Genomic DNA, 21,162 nt, shown 5'->3' on the forward strand with positions numbered 1-21,162 from the left:
TTAAAACTAAGAAAATGACAAGACCTTTAATCACTATTTTATTGTGTATTGTATTTGCGTCAGTATCTATGGCACAAAACCTACAACCTATTAACAAAACAATTTCATTTCAACCTCAATTATCTACTTTTTCGAATGCACCTGAAGCAACGACCTTGAACTGTGTGGACACGATAGAGTTTACATTGGCAAAAGCAACAGGTTTACGTATTCTTACCTTAAATAATGCAACATCTGCACAAGCGGCATCTCAGTATTTTAATGCTGCACAAGCAATTACTATAAGTGGTGCAACATTTTATGCGTTTAAATCAGATGCAACAGGAGGTATTTCTGCGAATGTTCCTGTATCTATTTACTTGGCAGGAGCAGATTCTTTGCCTACAGGGGCACCATTAGCTACTGTTAACGTACCTGTAGATACTACTTTTGGTGGAGGTTCATTAGCTGTTCTTGAAAAAACAGCAAATTTCACAACACCCATAACTATGACACAACCTTATTGTGTTGTAATTGAGAACAATAGCCCCAATGGCGTTGGTCTAGTATACAATGACTATACTAGTGGCGATGGTAGACAACAATGGCTATCTGGAGCAAATATTGGAGGAAACTGGTTGAATTCATACGTTATTAGCATTGGAGGAGCGGCATTGGATGCAGATGTTTTGGTTTACCCACATGTTAGCTATGATTTGACCTCTTCATTTACTTCAAGTAGATCATATATGTGTGCTGCTGGAGTTGTGACATTTACCGATAATTCGTCTGTTATTTTAACAGATCCAATGTACAATAGAGCAGCTTTCTTTAATGCATTAGCTGTATCTTATGCTTATGACTTAGGAGAAGGAAACCCTGTAACAAAAGTTATTGATACGACACATACGTATACAACACCTCCACCATATACCGTTATTCAGTACGATACAATTTTAGGATGGAATACTTTCTGTGCAGCAAGTGACACAACTGTTTTAGCACCAATTACTTTAACGACAACAACGAATACAACGGTGTCTAATTGTGATCAAGCAACAGGTACTGCGACAGTAAGTCCACAATTAGGGGTAGCACCATATACGTACCAATGGGATGCCGCTGCTGCTAACCAAACAACGGCTACAGCAACCAATTTGGCGGCAGGTTCTTATATCGCAACATTTACTGATTCAGAGGGTTGTATAGGTTCAGATACATTTGTAGTTGACAACCCTGTATCACCAACACTTGGAGCAGCTGTAAGTTCTAACTATAACGGTGCTGATATTTCTTGTAATGGAGGTGCTGATGGAACAGCACTTGCAACAGGTACCAATGGAACAACACCCTATACATACCAATGGGATGCCGCTGCTGCTAACCAAACAACGGCTACAGCAACTAACTTGACTGCGGGAACATATGGTGTAACTATCATTGATGCTGCAAACTGTGCTGCTACTGCTACTGTTACTTTGACAGAGCCAACGGCATTGGTTGCTACTGGAAATGCTGTTACAGATGTATCTTGTAATGGAGGTACTGATGGAACTACTTCTACTACTGTAACAGGAGGAACTGCACCATATTCTTACCTATGGAGCAACTCTGCTACAACAGATACTATCGTAGGATTGAGTGCTGGTAGCTACATTGTTACAAGCACAGATGCTAATGGATGTACGGTTGTTGGATCTACTTTGACTGTAAATGAGCCAACATTGTTAACCTCTACAATTCTAGATAATGGAGATGGTACAGCTACTGTTTCTGGAGCAGGGGGAACTCCTGGATACACTTACCAATGGGATGCCGCTGCTGCGAATCAAACAACAGCTACTGCAACAGGATTGACGAACAATACTACTTATAGTGTTACTGTTACCGATGCGAATGGATGTACTTCTGTTTCTAATGTAACTGTAACAATTGTAGGTATAAATGACCTTGAGGTATTGAACAGTCTATCTGTTTTCCCAAATCCTGCTCGCACAACTGTATTTGTAGATTTGGATATGCAAGTAGCCAATGATGTTTCTATCCGTATCGTTAACGTTACAGGACAAACTGTTTTGGAGAAAAACTTAGGTAATATTCAATCAGAAAGAGTTGAATTGAATACTACTGAATTAGCTAAAGGTGTTTATATGATGAACTTCAATATTGGTGCAGAAATGACAACTACAAAGTTGATTATTGAATAGCATCACTATCAAGATACTTTTAGTATAAATGAGAAGCCATATCAAACGATATGGCTTCTTTTTTTTTTACTCAGAGAGCATTTTTAATTTTTTTAATGAAAGGACAATGCTGACTTCTTTGGGGTTGTCTTTTTCTTTTTCATCACTGCCCATATATTTTCTACATTTTAGTTTTCCAATTGGAGGACTTAATACAAAATTTGATGGCTCAACACCAAGCTCTATTAAGTATTCTTTGACACTATTTTGCCTGCCTTTTGAAATTTTTCTATTAATCTCTTCACTACCTTCACAGCTTGTTGTGCCTTCAAGGTAAATGGAGTAGTACTCATCATTTTTTTGTTTTAGCGTTAAGTCCCTAATCATGCTAATTTCTTGTGTAGAGAATGTTTTATGAGGGAAATCCTTTTTTAGTTTGGTGGCTACTAATTTTGAAAAATCTTCAACAATTAGCCGATGTAATTGATTTTTATCGCCTTTGTCTAGAGTAACTTCATTTTTTTCAAATTTTATGGAGGAGTTATCGGTCTCTTTTTTACGTTTTTTTACTTCAAATAATATCGCAGCAACATTATTATCTTTGCTATACTCAGGTATTGAAAATTGAGTATCTACACCAACATTAACAGGAGATAGAGAAGCCCCAAAACTGATGCCTCCAACTTTAAAATGAACTTTTATAGATACTTTGTTTGTGTTTTTGTCTGTGTTGGCATCAACACTAATGTTAGAATTGATACGATTTTTACTGATATTTTTAGTAATCATATCAATGATAGGTGATCCTGAACCTATAGAAAAATTATCAACCATTTTCTTGCCAACTTGCTTGGCATCATCAAAGGATTTAGAATCAATTAGTTGGTTGAAGGAGTCTTTCATGGCATCTATTTTCCCAACAAAGTAGTCGATAAACATTGATTCAATTGAGAATCCAGATTCCATAGAAGAAATATTTTTATTAGTATCAAATACAAAAACACCTTTTTCATCAACATGAAAATCAATGATAACTATCTCCGTTTTTGTATGTTTTTTTTGAGGTACATTTTGGAAAATAAAATCTAGGTTAATCGTTAATTTTAACTGACCACTAGTATTCCATGGAATAGCGTATTTTAGAGTAGTTTCTAAATTTTTAATTTTTATTTTTTTAGGTGCTTCATTTTCAATTGTTAATTGACCTGTAATTCGAGGAATCCACTTATAGTCAGAATAAACTATTTTTATTTCTGTTTTGGATTGAGATTTAGGTGAAGAACTTTCTTCTTGTACCTCTTTTTTCTTCGTCTTGCTTTTTTCTTTTTTCTGCTGAATAAGAGCTACTTTTTTATCAATTGCTTGATGAATCTTTTTGTCCCAATCATCTAAGCGATCGATTATTTTCTGTGCTTTACGTTCTAGAACACCACTAGCTTTGATGCGACCTGAAATGGTTGCAATATCCATAGAGTAGTCTTGTAGTTTGGTGTAGGGTGTTAGTTCTAAATTGCTTTCTACAAATACATTTTCCAATTCAGCAATCAACGCTTTTGCAGCGTTTAGTTTTCTATTATTGGAACGTTTTATTTGCTTTAGTTTAGCCAATTTTGCCTTTGCTTTTTCGATAGAAGCTTGCATTTTTTTTAGCTTTTTGTCTTCTTCGTCACTAATGTAGCCATCAGCGTTAAATAATTCTCCATAATAGCATAATTTATCATCCATGTATTGTAGTTCATCCTCCAATTCTTGAATCTTATCTATTGATGTTGCCATAATTATTATTTAGGTGATTTTTGATAAAATAAATGGGTTTAGTTTCGCTAGCTTGTTCTTCTTAAGCTATTAATTTATATTTGCAGTAAATATCTAATATTGTGAATATACTAGCAACGTAGAATATTGAGAACGTGATGTTTTGTAGAAACTATTGTGAGTGATTTTTTAATTGTATTAGTTTGTAAAACAGCTTTTTAAGGTTGTATTGTTGTGATGAAATACAATAGTTAGCAGCGAACCGAGCTATGCGAGTTCACGACCGTAGGGAGTAACAAAGCTAACTAAAAGCGAAGCGCTCATGAAGTACCACGCAGTAGCAGCGCAGCTAATCAATGAACTACTAAAAATAATAATCGAATGGATAAAGGAGAATTAAAAGCATTTTTAGCAGAAGTAGAAGAAGATGGCATTGCTTTGTTACATAGCAGAGGTTATCAATGGTTCAAAAGTGAATTTTTACCTTATTTAAATTTAGGAGATACGCTCTTAGCCGATCAGGTAGAGCTCTTGGCAGACTGTTGGTACTTGGTTGGTGATGTGTACGATTTTAATGGAACACCCATCAAAGCAATAGAAAGTTATAAAAAGGCTTTGGAATATGATGATGATGTAGATGGTGCCTATCGTGAAATTGCCAATATGTATGAACAAATCGGACAATACACAGAGGCTTTGGAATATATCAATATTGCCATAGACAAAATGCCTGAAGAAGAAGAATTACTTGATGATAAGGCTTCGATTCAAGATAGTATCAATTATACAGTAGAACCTTATCTGACTGCTAAAAATCAAGCTTGGACGTTGTCTGAGCAATTGGCACAAGGAGAAGTGGAAGCCGTTGTTCAAACAATTGCTGCTTTAGAAAGTCCCAATATAGCTGTTTTGCAGTGTTTGGCTAAGGCGTATGGAATGGAATTAAAAAAAGAGGCTTATTTAAAAACTTGGGAGCGTATCCTTCGGACGGAAGGCAACATGACTTTAAATTATGCCGATTGGTTCTATATGCCTCGTTCTATTTATAACAATGAGAAAATATGGTTGCTAATTAAAGAACTAAGTCCGAGAGTCAACGAAGCTATTTTTATTGAGTTTGATAGTTTGAGTGAACATTACAGTGAGGTACTTTCACAAGCCGAAGAACTAAGCCTAATTTGCGACTTTCAGATTCATAGAATTACAAAAAATAAAGCAGCGCTCAAAGAATTGGCTGCCCAATATCCATTGTGGGAAGAAGTGCAGGAGTTGTTAGCTTAAAAAGAGGATGTTTTGCATTAGTTTGAATTGCTAGCCTTTTATTGCAAAAAACTAAAATGATAAATAAGAGGAGTTAACTATTTGAGAGTAACGCTACATTATTCTCAAATAGTTAGCCCAAATAAAAAATGCTAAGAAGGCTGACTGCCTAATGCATAAATAGCAAAGCTAGCCAACCAGTGCCCACCTTCATAATGTCCGTCTACAATTTCAGGCAAAGAGTGGTGAATATGCTGATGAGCAACGGTTTCTAAGTGAGCATATTCAGGCAACGTTTGGGCAATTCCATACAAGCACCAAGCTCGACTAAAATTAACGCCATCCAAATGCACTAAGTGACCGTCGGTACGATCGCTAACAATACCTGGTTCTAGTTTGAAATCGGATTGAGATAATTGCGGTAAAAACTTTTGCAACCAATCAGCAAATTCTTCTTTAGGAAGGACTCTTCTCATAATATCTATTTCCTCCAAGCAAGGAGACAAAAAATCATATCCCCCAGGTTCCCATTCTAATGGACCATTTTCATCTTTCAAGAAAAAATCTTTAGCTCTATTAGTAATTAAATCCTTTAACGCATTGTGTCCAACTGTAGCGGCATAATCATAGGCAAAAGTGAGCCCAAATCCTGTATTGGTATGAGTTCCTATACGAATAGGGTAGTAGAGTTTTGGCAAAAATTCAAGGTAGTTATCAACAATAAGATTAGTTAAGGGCTGCAAATTATTTTCTAACTCTCTAGCAAAGGGAGTATCCCAAGTATGTAATTCTTCTGCTAATTTTAACAACCAAGCCCAACCATAGGTGCGTTCATAGCTTTTGTTTTGAGGTTGTTTGAAGTAGTCAACTTCCTGTAAAATATTTTCTTTAGAAATACGTGCCGCTAATTTTTGTTTAATTGCTTCTGCATTTTCCAAGTTGGGAAACTCCTTAAGTAAACGTACCAATGACCAGTGCCCATGAACGGCCGAATGCCAATCAAAGCAGCCATAAAAAGCAGGGTGCAAAATACTGGGGGCTTTTAAATCTTCAGCTCCCGACAATACTTGTCCCAGTTTGTTTGGATATTCTGTTTCCATACAGGTCAGCGGTAGTTTAGCAAGTCGATTAGCTTCTGTTAAATCCAATTTGGGAGCAGGAATAGATGGTTTAGGAGTCATAGTAGTTGGTGTTGATGTCTTTTCTTTTGAAATGTTTTCAGTAGTTGTTGATTGATTCGAATCACAAGAAAACAATAGATAGACCAAGAGTAAAATAAAAAGGTGTTTCGTTGAGGGCATGATATTTTAGATTGAATAGATGGAATAATTGCTGTTGTTAAGGTGGAAACAACAGCACTTTAGAATACTTCTAATACATAATAGGGAATCTAATACGATTTTCAACGGAGTAATGATAGTTGTAACTATTTTGCTTCAACAATAGAAGTAACTCAAAGGCTTGGAGGTTTATTTTTCTTTTTTCTTAATGCTATACCAAAGACAGTTACAGGAACAAGCAACAAAACATACAAGTATTGAAGGGCTATGGTTAAAAATATTGGAATCAGAAGATACAAACAACTGTAAAATAATACCAAATAAATAATAGAAATATGTACATTTTCTTTTTTGTGATAATCCAAGAAAATTACAAAAGGAAAAGATGTAAATCCAATCACTAGTGGTAGAAATAACAAACTAGAATGAAAGAAGCCAAAGTCAAAAAGAGTAGATTGCATGGGAATAAGTGGAGTTTTTTTGATGATTGGGACTCAATATACAAAACTTTGTAATAAGAGGAAGGAGGCTTTGAGGATGATTTGTTTGTAAAGAAAAGAAAGAGCTATGTTCGCATCGAACATAGCTCTAAAGGTAATATACTTTGAGGAAATACTTTGTTAAGTTTTTGAAAAGCTTTCAGGGGCATCAAAGGTGTTTTCGTTTACATTCACAAATTTGATATTGCTCAATGTTGCAGCACCCAATTCTTTGGTTAGTCCTTCCTCTTTTCTCCATTCCCAAAAAATCCAATTTTGAGCAATAGGAATACCATCGATCATTGTATAATCTTTGTATTGAATGGCATGAGGATCTTTTTCTGCTTCTGCTTGAGTGCTTCCTCCAGCAGTAACGATATAAGCTGCAACATCAATCAAGTGTGTTTCCTTATCGGCATAAGCAATATACCAATCTTCAGGATCATCACCTGTGCCCGCATCAAACGTAAGTTGCTGAGTAAAGTATTCTTTGTCGTTCAACATAGAATTCTCGTAAGCTTTCCAATTGGTTCCAGGGTCACTTAATTTGTATGGATAAAGAAAGAAGTAAGGCCACGTGTAGGCTCCAAAACGGATTCGCTGTGGATTTTCCATTTCTGGAGAATAGTAAACATCATTCTCATTGTAGTAAACCTTATGACCATTTTTATGTGTAATAACTCCTCGGCGAGAATCCGTCGTTGTTAGAATTGTTCCATTGAGACGTTCATTGCCACCAAAAGTTAATACAATATCAAATTGAATGGCTTTTTTAGATAAAAAATCTTCTCTATGGTGCGCTTCTTCGACTTTGGCTACAAAAGCGTTTTCGTTTTGATGCTTCTGGGGAGCCTCTGTTGTTGTTTCTGTTGTTGTAATAGAATTAGAATCTATATCAGAAGCAGCTTTTTCTTCAGGAGAGCTACAAGCAATTATGAGGGTGAATAAAAAAAAGGAAATGATAGATTGATAGTACATGAAAATTAACTTTTATAGATGAAAAAATATAAAGCCCATAAACAAAAGTGCTTTGCTTTTTGTTGTCAGATCCATGTCAACATTTAGAAATAGTTTACAAAGTGTGCTTAAAAACTGGATGTATCAACCATTAAAATTAATTCTGTCGTTAGGATAACTCGAATGGTCGAATTTTTTGACATAACGCAGCGAGTTAGCAACTCTTAAGGGATCAGACGTGTTTGATAAAAGAAGGTAAGAGGTTGTTATTAGAAATACAAATAAAATACTATGAGAAGTTTTGCTTTTTGGGCATTGGTTGTTGTAATGAAAATTTACGTCTATTTTAGTTTGGTTCGATTGTTCAAACGACCATTGTATCGAAATTTGGCGATTGGTTTGGGAGTGATCTCGGTTTTGTCAATGGGGGTAGGTGTATATGCGCTTTTTAATAGCTTTGGAGGAGGAATTAGTTCTGTTTCAGCTTTTGCCAATTATTCTATAGCGTTAATGATTTCCTTTTTAGTTTGCGAATTAATGGTGTCTCCATTCTTTTTGTTAGATGACTTGGTAGGCTTATTTCAGAGAGGTCGCCACTATTTGGGCAAACGCCATCAGAAGGGAATTAAATTTGAGCGACGGAAATTCTTAAAACAAGGCGGTGTATTGCTTGGAGCGATTCCTTTTATGTCTTTTTTATATGGCATTACGTGGGGGAAATACAACTTTACAGTCCACAAGCAGCCTTTAGTATTTGATGATTTACCTGATGTTTTTGATGGGTTTAAAATTGCTCAAATATCAGACGTGCATTCTGGAAGTTTTGATAATAAACAGGCGGTTCAAAAGGGAATTGAATTGTTGCAGGCACAAAACGCAGATGTAATTGTATTTACAGGTGACTTGGTGAATAGTTACGCTTCAGAAATAGAGCCTTATTTAGATGATTTTAAATCATTAACAGCTCCTTATGGTAAGTTTTCAGTGCTCGGAAATCATGATTATCCCATGTATAAACGAATGTTTGATAACGATGAGCATGGTCAGCGAAATTTAGACCGAATTAAAGAGCATCACCAAACAATGGAATTTAACTTGTTATTAAACGAAAGTAGAAAACTAGAGAAGGAAGGGCAATACATTCGTCTAATAGGAGTTGAAAATTGGGGACGCAGCCGACATTTTCCTAAGATAGGTGATTTGGATTTGGCTACAGCAGATTGTGAAGAAAAAGAATTTAAAATATTGATGTCACACGATCCAACTCATTGGGAAGACCGTGTTAAATCTTATGATAAACACATTCATTTGACTCTTAGTGGACATACGCATGGATTTCAAATGGGAATTGACTTGCCCATGTTCAAATGGAGTCCAATTAAGTATGTGTATAAACATTGGGCTGGTTTGTACGAAGAAGCGGGGAAGTTCCTGTATGTAAATAGAGGGTTTGGTTTTTTGGGTTTTGCTGGGCGAGTAGGAGTCTTTCCTGAAATTACAGTATTTGAACTGAAAAAAGGGTAAAATTTCTATGGAACGATTTTTTTTTAAGAAACAACAAGTCTTAATTTTTCAATAGTAGCCCCGTACTAAAATCCTAACAAGGGGCTACTATCGGAAATACTTTTGAATGTTATTCTTCAATATTTTTATCTCCATAAGCCAAGTCTCCTGCATCTCCCAAACCAGGTACGATATAGGAACGGGCGGTCAATTCCTCATCAATTGCTGCCACCCAAATACTTGCTTTGGGTAAGGTTCTTTCCAAATGTTCTATGCCATCTGTAGAAGCAATAGCCGCTACGATGTGAATGTGAGATGGGGTACCATGTTCCAGTATACCTTCAATTGCCGTTGTCATAGACATTCCTGTGGCAATCATTGGATCACAAATGATGAGTGGTTTGCCCTCAATAGAGGGACAAGAAACATAATCCATATGAATTTCAAATGTGCCATCTTTATGTTGGCGGCGATACGTTGTAACAAAGGCATTGTCAGCTTGATCGTAAAAATTCAACAAGCCTTGATGCATTGGAATTCCTGCTCTCAGAATCGTAGCCAAAACTGGAGGAATAGCTAATATTTTAGAATTGGAAATTCCCATAGGTGTTTCTACTTCGAATTCTCCATACTGCAATGTTTTGCTAATTTCGTAGGCAAAAATTTCTCCCAAGCGTTCTAGGTTTTTTCTAAAGCGCATACGATCTGCTTGGATGTCGATGTCTCGAAGCTCTGTAACAAATTGATGTATAAGGGAATTTTGAGCAGATAGATTGAAGATAGGCATGATGATTGATTTTTTTTATAGAAAAACTTAATCCATTGGGGTCTAATGTAAAAAAAAAAGCTTAGATTTTGCTTCACTTGTTGATTTATATTGAAGCGGATTTTAAAAATGAATACAATTGTAATAGGGCAGCAACATTATCGCTGGGAAGTAGAAGTGTTTACATGGTTGGGAGCAATAGAATGCACCATTTATAATGTTGTAGACCTTGCAGCCTGTTTGGTTATTGTCCAAGAAGGAACGGACAAAAGACTATCTTCTCCCCAAAAGGTAAAAGAGTGGATAAATTTTGCCTTGCAAGAGGGATGGTATAGCGAGACAAGAGTGTATAGATTATTTGAAATCAATGGTCACCATCGAATGGTTCGTTTGAGTAATAGTTTGGCACAAGGCGCAAAAGTAGCCTCTACTTTAAGTCAAAAATTTGGAAAATCTACGACTGCCTTAGAAAAAAGTAACCATCAATATAATTTGACAAATCTAGAGCAACAGATTGGTTTGACGTTGCCAACTACACTCAAACAGCTGTATTTGGAATTGGGCAATGGTGACTTTGGTCCTGATTATGGCTTTTTCTTTTTAGAAGAAAAAGAAGGCAGTTCAAAGATTACTTTGGAGCAAGCTTATGATGAAATACATCAAGCAAAAATTAAGGATTGGGACTGGGAACTGTCCAAGCTATTTGTCCCATTTTTGTACTGGGGAGCTGATATTTATTCTTTGATAGATTGTGGTAATCCAAATGGTGCTGTTTATGTATTAGACAAGAACCTAAAACAGGAGAAAACAACTTGGCAGTCTTGCGTTTGGAAACATTGCGATTCGATTTTGGAGTGGCTCGAAAAATGGTCGGAAGGCGATACTTCTGGGCGTTCTCTTTGGTTAGAAATGTATCAATTAAAGGGCTTGTTGTAATAGCTAATAAATAGCTAGGGGTAGTTGGCGGCACTACTATTGTGTAGTCGTTGATTTAAGCTTAGGATTACTTTTGTAAAAAGTTGAGCGGAAGCATTTCCCACTCTTTCCCACCAAATGATTCAAGTTTCCCACTTTTTTCACTTTTTTGAAAAAAAACGCTTTTTTTTTCCACTTTTTTGAAAAAAAAGGGAAAATTTCCCACTTTTTACAAGGGTGTAAACGAAAAAGTGACACACTTTTGGCTGTAGCCCATAAATAAAGGGTTTTGAGAGTCTTAGCTGCTTGGGTGAGACTCATTTTTTTTGCACTAAAGAGAAGAAAAGTGCAAAAAGTGGGAATTATTTTCTACAAAAAGTGGTAGAAAGTGGTAAAAAGTGGTAAAAAATGGTATTTTTGATTTGTTATAACAAACAAAAGATTTTTAATGATACAATTTCTCGGTGAATACAATTGCAAAATGGACGCAAAGGGGCGTCTAAGATTGCCATCGCCCTTGTTGAAACAACTGGGAGATTTGGCACAGGATGGCTTTGTACTAAACCGAGGTTTTGAAAAATGTTTGGTATTGTATCCTAGACAAGCTTGGGACACGATTTCCAAAGATATTCAAAAACTAAATCAATACGTAAAAAAGAATAGAGATTTTGTTCGTTATTTCTTTAGAGGAGCAACTGAGTTAGAATTAGATAGCAATTCTCGACTATTGTTTCCTCGAACAATGCTTGATCATGCTGAAGCGGACAGAGAATTAGTGTTGTTTGCTTATTTTGATAAAATTGAGGTCTGGTCAAAAGAAAATTATGAAGCTTTATTAAATGATGAACCAACTGATTTTGATGCTTTAGCAGAAGAGGTCATGGGCAATTTGAATGGAGGAAGTCAAGATGGAGGAATTGAATTATCATAATCCCGTATTGCTTCAAGAAAGCATTGACGGGTTAGCTATAAAGCCAGATGGCACGTATGTAGATGTTACATTTGGAGGGGGAGGACACTCTGCTTTGATCTTAAAACAATTAGGTCCAAAGGGAAGGTTGTTTGCTTTTGATCAAGATGCTGATGCGGCGGAGAATGTAATCGAAGATGAGCGATTTAAGTTAATACCACACAACTTTCGATTCTTAAAGCGTTTTTTGAGATTAGAAGGCGTTCGGAAAATTGATGGTTTGTTGGCTGACTTGGGCGTATCTTCTCATCAATTTGATACAGCAGAACGAGGCTTTTCGTTTCGTTTTGATGCTTTGTTGGATATGCGAATGAATCAAGGTGCAGATCTAACTGCCGAGCGAGTAGTCAATACATATAATGCACAACAATTGCAGCATATTTTTGGAATGTATGGCGAAGTTCGAAATTCCAAAACACTAGCGCAAACAATTGTGCAGAAAAGAGACTCTGGAGTTGCCTTAAAAACAATTGGTGACTTTGTAACAGCTATTGACAAATGTATTAAAGGAAAGAAGAATCGCTACTTGTCTCAAGTTTTTCAAGCCTTGAGAATGGAGGTAAACGAAGAGATAGAGGTATTAAAAGAAATGTTGTGGCAGAGTACAGAAGTATTGGAGACAGGTGGAAGGCTTGTAGTTATTTCATATCATTCCTTAGAAGATCGATTGATTAAAAGTTTGATCAAGAAAGGAACATTTGAGAAGGAACCAGAAAAAGATGATTTTGGCAACTTTTATCAACCTTTAAAAGCAATTAATAAAAAAATTATTATCCCTACGGATAAAGAAATAAAAGAAAATCCAAGAGCTAGATCCGCTAAGATGCGTATAGCAGAACGAACGGATAAGAAACCGCTATTATTTAATTGACGTACGGGCGAACCAAGTGTTCGCCCCACGACAATTTATAGCAACTCCTTCTCATACTAGTTGATTATTCTGAATATATAAAGAGTGGTTATAGAGAAGAAGAGGAAACGAGCAATATTATGGCTGAGAATAAAATAAAAGCACCTGTATCAACAACGCCCAAAAGGCCTTCCAAACCAAAAAAGCAACCTGCTTTTATGAATGGTTTGAATATGAGCGCTTTTTATTTGTTCAATAACATTCATTTTATCTTTTACTTGGCTTTTTTAGGAGTTATTTATATTGCTAATTCGCATTACGCTGTTCAAACTATTAAGGAAATTAAATCCATCCAAAAAGAACTAAGGGCAATTAGCTGGGAAAGTAATTCTAAAAACTCAGACCTGATGTATCAAAGCATGGAATCTGTTGTTGCTAAAAAAGTAAAAAAAATGGGTTTGGAAGAATTAGAAACCAATCCCAAAAAAATTATCAGTAAAAACAAAATCAAATAAGGACTATACTTTAGGTAGCCCTATTGAACATAAGGATAGAAAACTCAATGTCAACAAAAGACCAAACCAAAAACGCCGCTAAACCGGTAGATGTTAAGAATGCCATTTTGTGGCGCATCTACGTCGTCATGCTTATGACGATCGTTGCTGCTGTAGTTATTTTGCTACAGATCGGTAAGGTACAGTATATGGACGGCGAAGAACTTAGAGCAAGAGCAGATAGTATTTATATTGCTTTGCGCCCTGTGGAGGCTCCTAGAGGAAATATTTTGGCAGAAAGTGGTAGTTTGTTGGCGACTTCTTTGCCGTATTTTCAGTTACACTTTGATACAAAGGTGGTGCCCAAGGATACTTTTATGAAGTATGTAGATACGTTGGCTGCTTGTTTGGCGCGCTATGTAGATAACGAATATACTATTGGTGCTTATCGAACTCGTTTAAAAAATGCACGTAACGCAGGACATCGTTATTTTCCTATTCGTAAGAATGTAGGGTATTTGGAATTAGAAGAAATTAAAAAGTTTCCTCTATTTAATAAAGGTGGACAGTACAAGAGTGGTTTGATCATTGATAAGATGAGCAAACGCCAATATCCATTTAAAATGTTGGCACATCGTACTGTAGGGTACATTCGTCCGTATGTCAAAATGAAACCATCGGGAGACACGATTCGAGATGTTCGCGGAATGCCTGTATTGGATACAATGCGAGTCGGTTTAGAAGAGGCATTTAATCATATTTTGTCTGGTGAAGAGACCTTGAAACCTATGAAATGTATTGGGAGCAATATTTGGGTGCCTTTGACAGATATGTCCGAAATCGAACCGAAAGCAGGAAAAGATGTCGTGACAACATTAGATATTAATATACAAGATATTACAGAGGAAGCCTTGTTGAGAACGTTACAAAACAATCAAGCGGATCATGGTTGTGCTATTGTAATGGAGGTTGCAACAGGAGAAATCAAAGCAATTGCTAATATTGGTTTTAATAAGGAAAGAACATCTTATTGGGAAACAAAGAATTATGCGATTGCTGAAGCTGCTGAGCCTGGGTCGACATTTAAGTTGGCTACTATGATGGCGTTGTTTGAACATGGTTATGTTAAACCAACAGATACCGTTAATCTGAATAAGGGGCGAATTGAATTTTATGAAGAGACAATGGAAGATGCTTCTTATCATGGTCTAACCCTTACATCAGTTAGTAAAGCATTTGAGATTTCTTCGAATGTTGGAGTCGCACGATTGGCTAATAAGTATTATAACAAGGATAAGGCAAGTCAAAAGAAATATATAGATTATTTGAGAGGCTTGCAGTTTGAGCACTCCAAACTTGGCTTTTCGGGAGAGGGATCTTCTTTTATTAAAGATCCAGATTATAGAGACTGGAGTGGTATTACAGTTCCTTGGATGTCTATTGGTTATGAGTCTTATTTAACTCCTTTGCAAACATTGAATTTGTACAATACCATTGCGAATAATGGTCAAATGATGAAGCCGCATATTGTGAAGGAAATTCGTGCGTTTGGAAAAACGGAGCAACGATTTAGACCTGAAATTATCAGTCGTAACTTAGTGGACAAGAAAACAGTTGCTTATGTCAAGCAATTGTTGGAAAGTGTGGTGGCAGGCAAAAGTGGAACCGCTAAAAATATCAAACCAGAGCATTATAGTATAGCTGGTAAAACAGGTACAGCTATTATTAATTATCGTGCTTACCGAGATAGAGGAGAAGCTAAAAAGTATCGTTCTTCCTTTGCTGGTTATTTTCCTGCAGATAAACCTGTTTATTCTTGTATTGTGGTTGTAACCAATCCGAGAGTAGGGTTTTATGGTGGTCGAGTGGCTGCCCCTGTTTTTAAAGAAATTGCGGATAAATGTTATTCCAAAATCATTGACGTGCATCATGCTATTAATGACTCAGCTAGAGTGTATAAAGGAGCAAAAATGCCAGACTTGCAAGTTGGCTTTAAATCAGACTTTGAAACTTTAGTAGAAGGTTTAGGTATGCCTTATAAAGATGCTTCAACTACACGTTGGGCAGTAAGTCGTATTGAGAATGATACGTTGGCATTGGTAACTAGAAATATTAAAGATCAAGATAAAGTGGTTCCGAACGTTGTAGGAATGGGCTTAAGAGATGCTTTGTACCTCTTGGAAAATAGAAATATTAGAGTGAAAGTGAGAGGTTCTGGTAAGGTGAAATCTCAGTCTATAAAGCCTGGTCGTTCTGTAAATGAAGCACATACGATTGAATTGGTACTAGGATAATTGTAATGAAATTGAGGTATGAAATTAAATGAATTGCTAAAAGGAACCAATTATCAGGCAATAGGACCGAATACTAACCCTGAAATCGAAAGCCTTCAGTTTGATTCTAGAAAGGTGGTAAAAGGTGCTTTATTTGTAGCCATTAAAGGAGTTGAAACGGATGGGCACCTGTACATAGAGAAGGCGATTCAAAATGGTGCTTGTGTTGTGCTTTGTGAGCAAATTGACAAGGTTCAAGAAAATGTTCTATACATAAGAGTTAGAGATACCGCAGAGACATTAGGGCATTTTGCCAATACGTTTTATGGCGCGCCTTCACAGCAATTAAAGTTGGTTGGTGTAACAGGGACAAATGGTAAGACGACAACGGTAACGTTGTTGCATAATTTGTTTAGTCAATTGGGGTATACTGTAGGGCTAATTTCTACGGTAGAAAATAAAATAGGGCAGGAGGTCATTCCAAGCACACATACTACGCCTGATGTGATTACATTAAATCAATTGTTGGTGGAAATGAATCATGCTGGATGCGAGTATGCTTTTATGGAAGTTAGTTCTCATGCAGTAGATCAGAAGCGAATTGCAGGAATTCATTTTGAAGGAGGGGTGTTTTCAAATATCACACACGATCATTTGGATTATCACAAGACCTTTCAAAACTATATTTATGCTAAAAAAGGTTTTTTTGATGCTTTGCCTAAAACAGCGTTTGCTCTAACCAATTTGGATGACAAACGAGGAGAAGTGATGTTGCAAAATACCGTTGCCCAAAAAGCAACGTATGCGTTGCGCCAGATGGCCGATTTTAAAGGCAAAATTATGGAAAACAACCTTTCAGGCTTGGTGTTGTATTTGGATGGTGAAGAAGTGTATGCTCGTTTGGTCGGTGGATTTAATGCCTATAACTTGTTATCGGTTTATGCGACTGCAAGGTTGTTAGGAGCGGATAAATTAGAAGTGCTTGCCGTCATGAGCAATTTAGCAGCACCAGAAGGTCGTTTTGACTATATACAAAACGAACAACTAGGAGTGGTTGGCATTGTTGATTATGCGCATACACCAGATGCTTTAGAAAAAGTTTTACAAACAATAGATAAGTTGCGAACTGGCAACGGACGAATTATCACCGTAGTAGGATGCGGTGGCGATAGAGACAAAACCAAACGCCCTTTAATGGCGAAAGTCGCTTGTGACTATAGTCAACAAACGATTTTAACTTCCGATAATCCGCGTACGGAGGAACCAGAGGCAATCTTGCTTGATATGGAGCAAGGGGTTCCGCCCTACGCGAATCGGAAAACCTTGGTTATTACAGATAGAAAACAAGCCATCCGAACGGCTTGTCAACTCGCTCAAAAAGGAGACATTATTCTAGTAGCGGGTAAAGGACATGAGAAATACCAAGACATCAATGGGGTCAAACATCCTTTTGATGATAAAGAAGAATTGAGAAACGCTTTGAACGAATAGGAGCTTCTTAAAAAATGAGAAGTTCTTTGGAATCCCCAAAAGAATAGAACACTTAGAATCATGTTATACTGGTTAGCTGAAACCTTAGATATTCGACTTTTTCAATACCTGACTTTTCGTGCAGGATTGGCAGTTTTGATTGCTTTACTAATTACGTTGGTTTTTGGTAAGAAGATTATTGGGTTGATTCAGCAAATGCAAATTATAGAAAAGCAACGCGCATTGGGATTGCCTGGAGAGGAAACAAAAGCCAAGACCCCAACAATGGGAGGGCTTATGATTCATTTAGCAATCTTATTGCCTTGTCTGTTATTAGCAGATTTGACAAATGTTTACATCCAAATGATGCTTTTAACAACTGTTTTTATGGGAGGCGTTGGATTTTTGGATGATTATATGAAGCTGACCAAAGGTAAAGATGGTTTGGCTGGACGGTATAAAATCTTAGGACAGGTAGTATTAGGAGCTATTATTGGTTCTGTTATGCTGTTTCATGATGATGTTGTGGTTCGAGTAGACCAACAAGTAGCAGAGGAGTATGGTTATGAAATTGTCAAAAAAGTGCCTGTAGAACGTACGGGAAGGGGAAGCAATGGAGAAAAAATAACTTATACAAAGGACATGGTCTATGTGAAAACAACGATGACAAATGTCCCTTTTTTTAAAGGAAATGAATTTGATTATCAGTACTTTTTATGGTTCTTAGGTGCCAATGCAAAATACTGGGTATGGCTAATTTTTATTCCCTTTGTTATTATTATTATGACAGCGGTGTCTAATGCGGCAAATTTGACAGATGGAATTGATGGACTAGCAGCAGGAACATCGGCTATTATTGGAGCTGTATTAGGCTTGTTTGCTTATGTTTCGGGAAATAATATCCTAGCGGAGTACTTGGGTGTTTTATACGTTCCACATGTAGGAGAACTGGTTGTTTTTTCAGCTTGCTTCTTGGGAGCGTGTATAGGCTTTTTGTGGTACAATGCTTATCCCGCAGAAGTTTTTATGGGAGATACAGGAAGTTTGGCTTTGGGAGGTATTATTGCTGCGTTGGCAATTATGATTCGCAAAGAATTACTAATTCCATTATTGTGTGGGATTTTTGTTGCAGAAAACTTATCGGTTATGATGCAGGTGAGTTATTTTAAATATACTAAGAAAAAAACAGGTACAGGACAGCGTATTTTCTTAATGTCTCCTTTGCACCATCATTTTCAGAAGAAAGGGATGCATGAATCAAAGATTGTAGCTCGTTTTTGGATTGTGGGGGTATTTTTGGCTGTACTGACAATTATAACTTTAAAAATAAGATAAAACCAATTGATGAGCAATCATAAAAACATAGTGGTACTGGGGGCTGGTGAGAGTGGTGTTGGAGCAGCTATATTGGCTCAGAAAGAAGGTTTTAATGTGTTTGTTTCTGAATTGGGAACAATCGCAGAAGAGTATAGAGCAATTTTAGAAGAGAAAAAAATTGCGTATGAAGAAGGTAAGCATAGTATAGAGCGGATTCTTGAACAATCCAATTTGGTGATTAAAAGCCCAGGAATTCCAGATCATGTTGCTTTAATTCAACAGCTAAAAGCAAAGGCGATTCCAGTGATTGATGAATTGGAATTTGCGAGTCGTTATACTCAAGCTACGATTGTTGGTATAACAGGAAGTAATGGGAAAACGACAACAACGAGATTGTTGCATCATATTTTGGAGGTAGCAGGTTTTGATGTTGGAATTGCAGGAAATATTGGATTTAGTTTAGCCAAACAAGTTGCAGAAAAAGATCGTGCTTACTATGTGGTAGAGGTTAGTAGTTTTCAATTGGACAATATGACAACGTTTAATCCTCGTATTGCAATTTTGTTGAATATTACGCCAGATCATTTGGATCGTTATGAATATCAGTTAGAAAAATATATTGCCTCTAAATTTAGAATTGTTCAGAATAAAGAGGCGGAACAAGTTTTTATATACAATAGTGATGATGCGAATATTCAGTACGGATGGACGCATTTTTATAATGGAAATACAACGGGGATATGTGAAGTCTCTATGCGTGTTCTAGAGCAAGATTCGGAGCTGTTTAGAGTGCCCCAAATAGGTTTTGAAATGTCTAAAGGAGCATTGGCATTAAAAGGTAGACACAACTATTTTAATATGCAATGTGCTGTTTTGGCAGCGAATGAACTGGGAGTTGAGCAGGCTGCTATCAAAAAAGCGCTTTCTTCTTTCGAGAATGAGCCACATCGTTTAGAATCTGTAATTACACTAAACGAGATAGAGTTTATTAACGATAGCAAAGCAACGAATGTAGATGCCGTATTTTATGCCTTGGAGGCGATGACTAAACCAGTTGTTTGGATTGCTGGTGGAGTAGATAAAGGAAATGATTATGCTCGTTTATTGGACTTGGTTCAAGAAAAAGTGCGGGCTATTGTTTGTTTGGGAAAGGACAATACTAGAATACAAGAGGCGTTTGAAGGAAAACATGAGATTATTGTAGAAGCTAGAAGTGTGGAGGAAGCTATAAAAATAGCTACGTTGTATGCTGAATCTGGAGATGCTGTATTATTATCACCAGCTTGCGCAAGTTTTGATCTATTTAAAAACTATATAGATCGAGGCAATAAATTTAAGGCTGTGTTGAGACAACAACACAAAATAATGACCGAAGGAATACAGGTTAGTTTGAACATTGATTTTAAGCAAAATCCTGTTGATCGGAAGTCAGACGATTGAAAGATATAAGGAGACACAACTAGAGCACTTGTGTTTGAGTTGTGCACCAAGATTATAAAGAATAACAATGGACGTAAAATTTATACAAACTAAAGTAGGTGCTCTATTGCAGGGAGATAAAGTTATATGGCTAGTAATTGGATTGCTAGCGATACTTTCTGTTTTGACAGTTTACAGTTCTGCTGAAGCGTTGGCTTTACGTACAGGAATGAATACAGAATCTTTCTTAGCAAAGCATATTATTTTATTATGTGCTTCTATGGTATTGATTTATATCTGTCATATGGTCAATTATGTCAAATATGGGCGTTTGTCGGTCATTTTGTTAGTCATAGCTGTTCCATTGCTAGTGTATACCCAGCTGCTCGGAGAAACCTTTAATCAAGCTACTCGTTGGATACGAATTCCTTTTATAGGTGTAACGTTTCAAACATCAGATTTTGCGAAGATTGCCTTGATTATGTATACTGCTAGAACATTATCACTGATGCAAACGAAAGAAGTAGCATTAGGGGAATTGATTATTCCTGTACTACTAGTTTGTGGATTGATTGCACCATCGGATTTATCGTCTGCTATGATTTTATTTTTTACTTGTGCTTTGTTAATGTTTATAGGGCGAGTAGAAATGAGAAATGTATTTTCATTGGTCATGTTAGGAGTTGGGGCATTTGCTATTTTAATCATGTTGTCAGAGTTTTTTCCAGATTCTATTCGAGTCAATACGTGGATAACAAGATTACAAGATTTTTGGGTGGGTTCATCGGGAGACCAATTCCAAGTAGAACAAGCTCAAATGGCGATAGCACAAGGTGGATTTTTGGGTGTAGGTCCAGGAAATGCACAACAAGCGCATTTTTTGCCACATTCTTATTCAGACTATATTTTTTGCGTTATTGTAGAGGAGTATGGCACAATGGGAGCTATGATTATGATTGGTTTGTACATTACGTTATTACTACGTTGTATTCGATTGGTCACTAGGAGTCCCAAAGCATTTGGGGCAATGTTGGCGTTAGGATTGTGCTTTAGTTTGGTCATTCAAGCATTTGTACATATGGCTGTTAATGTAAATTTATTGCCCGTAACTGGTTTGACATTGCCTTTTGTGAGCATGGGAGGAACGTCACTTTTATTTACAGGGATTTCTTTAGGAATCATACTAAGTGTAAGCAAGTATATAGAAACGAGTGTTGGTGAGGGCGGAAAAAGTGGAGATAACCAAGTAGCTTTGGATAGTTAATTGTTTGGAGCATTACTTTGTGGAT

General features: G+C 36.7%; 16 protein-coding genes. 12 read left to right on the forward strand and 4 right to left on the reverse strand.

The features are described 5' to 3' along the window. Nucleotides 1-14: 14 nt before the first annotated feature. On the forward strand, nucleotides 15-2,186 hold the full coding sequence (locus tag CG11_RS02945; protein ID WP_052592958.1) for a T9SS type A sorting domain-containing protein: 2,172 nt from the start codon (nucleotides 15-17) through the stop codon (nucleotides 2,184-2,186). A 66-nt stretch (nucleotides 2,187-2,252) separates the two neighbouring features. Here the strand turns inward: CG11_RS02945 and CG11_RS02950 are convergent, their stop codons facing one another. After that, nucleotides 2,253-3,890, reverse strand: coding sequence for an OmpA family protein (locus tag CG11_RS02950; protein WP_197043770.1), 1,638 nt, complete (start codon nucleotides 3,888-3,890; stop codon nucleotides 2,253-2,255). Nucleotides 3,891-4,301: 411 nt separating this feature from the next. On the opposite strand from CG11_RS02950, the gene CG11_RS02955 reads away from it, so the two are divergent. Continuing rightward, on the forward strand, nucleotides 4,302-5,201 hold the full coding sequence (locus CG11_RS02955; protein ID WP_052592961.1) for a lipopolysaccharide assembly protein LapB: 900 nt from the start codon (nucleotides 4,302-4,304) through the stop codon (nucleotides 5,199-5,201). A gap of 131 nt (nucleotides 5,202-5,332) precedes the next feature. Here the strand turns inward: CG11_RS02955 and CG11_RS02960 are convergent, their stop codons facing one another. Both CG11_RS02960 and CG11_RS02970 read right to left on the reverse strand, forming a co-directional pair. Next, entirely contained in the window at nucleotides 5,333-6,481 is a 1,149-nt protein-coding gene (locus CG11_RS02960; protein ID WP_052592963.1) for a DUF2891 domain-containing protein, read from the reverse strand. Nucleotides 6,482-7,080: 599 nt separating this feature from the next. After that, complete coding sequence (locus CG11_RS02970) at nucleotides 7,081-7,917, reverse strand: DUF6503 family protein (protein WP_052592967.1); 837 nt, start codon at nucleotides 7,915-7,917, stop codon at nucleotides 7,081-7,083. 270 nt (nucleotides 7,918-8,187) lie between these two features. Between CG11_RS02970 and CG11_RS02975 the strand changes: the two genes are divergently transcribed. Continuing rightward, nucleotides 8,188-9,420, forward strand: a complete 1,233-nt coding sequence (locus CG11_RS02975; protein ID WP_052592969.1) for a metallophosphoesterase — start codon at nucleotides 8,188-8,190, stop codon at nucleotides 9,418-9,420. A gap of 109 nt (nucleotides 9,421-9,529) precedes the next feature. Here CG11_RS02975 and upp read toward each other — a convergent pair whose 3' ends face one another. Then, complete coding sequence (gene upp / locus CG11_RS02980) at nucleotides 9,530-10,186, reverse strand: uracil phosphoribosyltransferase (RefSeq protein WP_052592971.1); 657 nt, start codon at nucleotides 10,184-10,186, stop codon at nucleotides 9,530-9,532. 108 nt (nucleotides 10,187-10,294) lie between these two features. Here upp and CG11_RS02985 point away from each other — a divergent pair, with 108 nt between their 5' ends. The 9 genes from CG11_RS02985 (at nucleotide 10,295) to CG11_RS03030 (ending at nucleotide 21,137) form a co-directional block, all read left to right on the forward strand. Beyond that, on the forward strand, nucleotides 10,295-11,101 hold the full coding sequence (locus CG11_RS02985; RefSeq protein ID WP_052592974.1) for an SMI1/KNR4 family protein: 807 nt from the start codon (nucleotides 10,295-10,297) through the stop codon (nucleotides 11,099-11,101). A gap of 427 nt (nucleotides 11,102-11,528) precedes the next feature. Beyond that, the gene (gene mraZ, locus CG11_RS02995; protein WP_052592978.1) at nucleotides 11,529-12,011 is read left to right on the forward strand and encodes a division/cell wall cluster transcriptional repressor MraZ; all 483 of its coding nucleotides are present in this window, start codon (nucleotides 11,529-11,531) and stop codon (nucleotides 12,009-12,011) included. Further along, nucleotides 11,989-12,921: a 16S rRNA (cytosine(1402)-N(4))-methyltransferase RsmH gene (gene rsmH / locus CG11_RS03000; RefSeq protein ID WP_052592980.1), complete on the forward strand. Its 933-nt coding sequence runs from the start codon at nucleotides 11,989-11,991 to the stop codon at nucleotides 12,919-12,921. Before mraZ ends, rsmH begins: the two co-directional genes overlap by 23 nt. A gap of 119 nt (nucleotides 12,922-13,040) precedes the next feature. Then, the gene (locus CG11_RS03005) at nucleotides 13,041-13,415 is read left to right on the forward strand and encodes an FtsL-like putative cell division protein (protein WP_052592982.1); all 375 of its coding nucleotides are present in this window, start codon (nucleotides 13,041-13,043) and stop codon (nucleotides 13,413-13,415) included. A 47-nt stretch (nucleotides 13,416-13,462) separates the two neighbouring features. Beyond that, the gene (locus tag CG11_RS03010; RefSeq protein ID WP_052592983.1) at nucleotides 13,463-15,688 is read left to right on the forward strand and encodes a penicillin-binding protein; all 2,226 of its coding nucleotides are present in this window, start codon (nucleotides 13,463-13,465) and stop codon (nucleotides 15,686-15,688) included. Nucleotides 15,689-15,706: 18 nt separating this feature from the next. Then, nucleotides 15,707-17,158, forward strand: a complete 1,452-nt coding sequence (locus tag CG11_RS03015) for a UDP-N-acetylmuramoyl-L-alanyl-D-glutamate--2,6-diaminopimelate ligase (RefSeq protein WP_052592985.1) — start codon at nucleotides 15,707-15,709, stop codon at nucleotides 17,156-17,158. 60 nt (nucleotides 17,159-17,218) lie between these two features. Continuing rightward, entirely contained in the window at nucleotides 17,219-18,472 is a 1,254-nt protein-coding gene (gene mraY / locus CG11_RS03020; RefSeq protein WP_052592988.1) for a phospho-N-acetylmuramoyl-pentapeptide-transferase, read from the forward strand. A 9-nt stretch (nucleotides 18,473-18,481) separates the two neighbouring features. Next, the gene (gene murD, locus CG11_RS03025; RefSeq protein WP_052592990.1) at nucleotides 18,482-19,894 is read left to right on the forward strand and encodes a UDP-N-acetylmuramoyl-L-alanine--D-glutamate ligase; all 1,413 of its coding nucleotides are present in this window, start codon (nucleotides 18,482-18,484) and stop codon (nucleotides 19,892-19,894) included. Nucleotides 19,895-19,961: 67 nt separating this feature from the next. Beyond that, a complete protein-coding gene (locus CG11_RS03030) occupies nucleotides 19,962-21,137 on the forward strand; it encodes an FtsW/RodA/SpoVE family cell cycle protein (RefSeq protein WP_052592992.1) in 1,176 nt (391 codons plus the stop codon). Nucleotides 21,138-21,162 lie beyond the last annotated feature (25 nt).

The sequence above is a fragment of the Aureispira sp. CCB-QB1 genome (assembly GCF_000724545.1).
Lineage (GTDB): Bacteria > Bacteroidota > Bacteroidia > Chitinophagales > Saprospiraceae > Aureispira.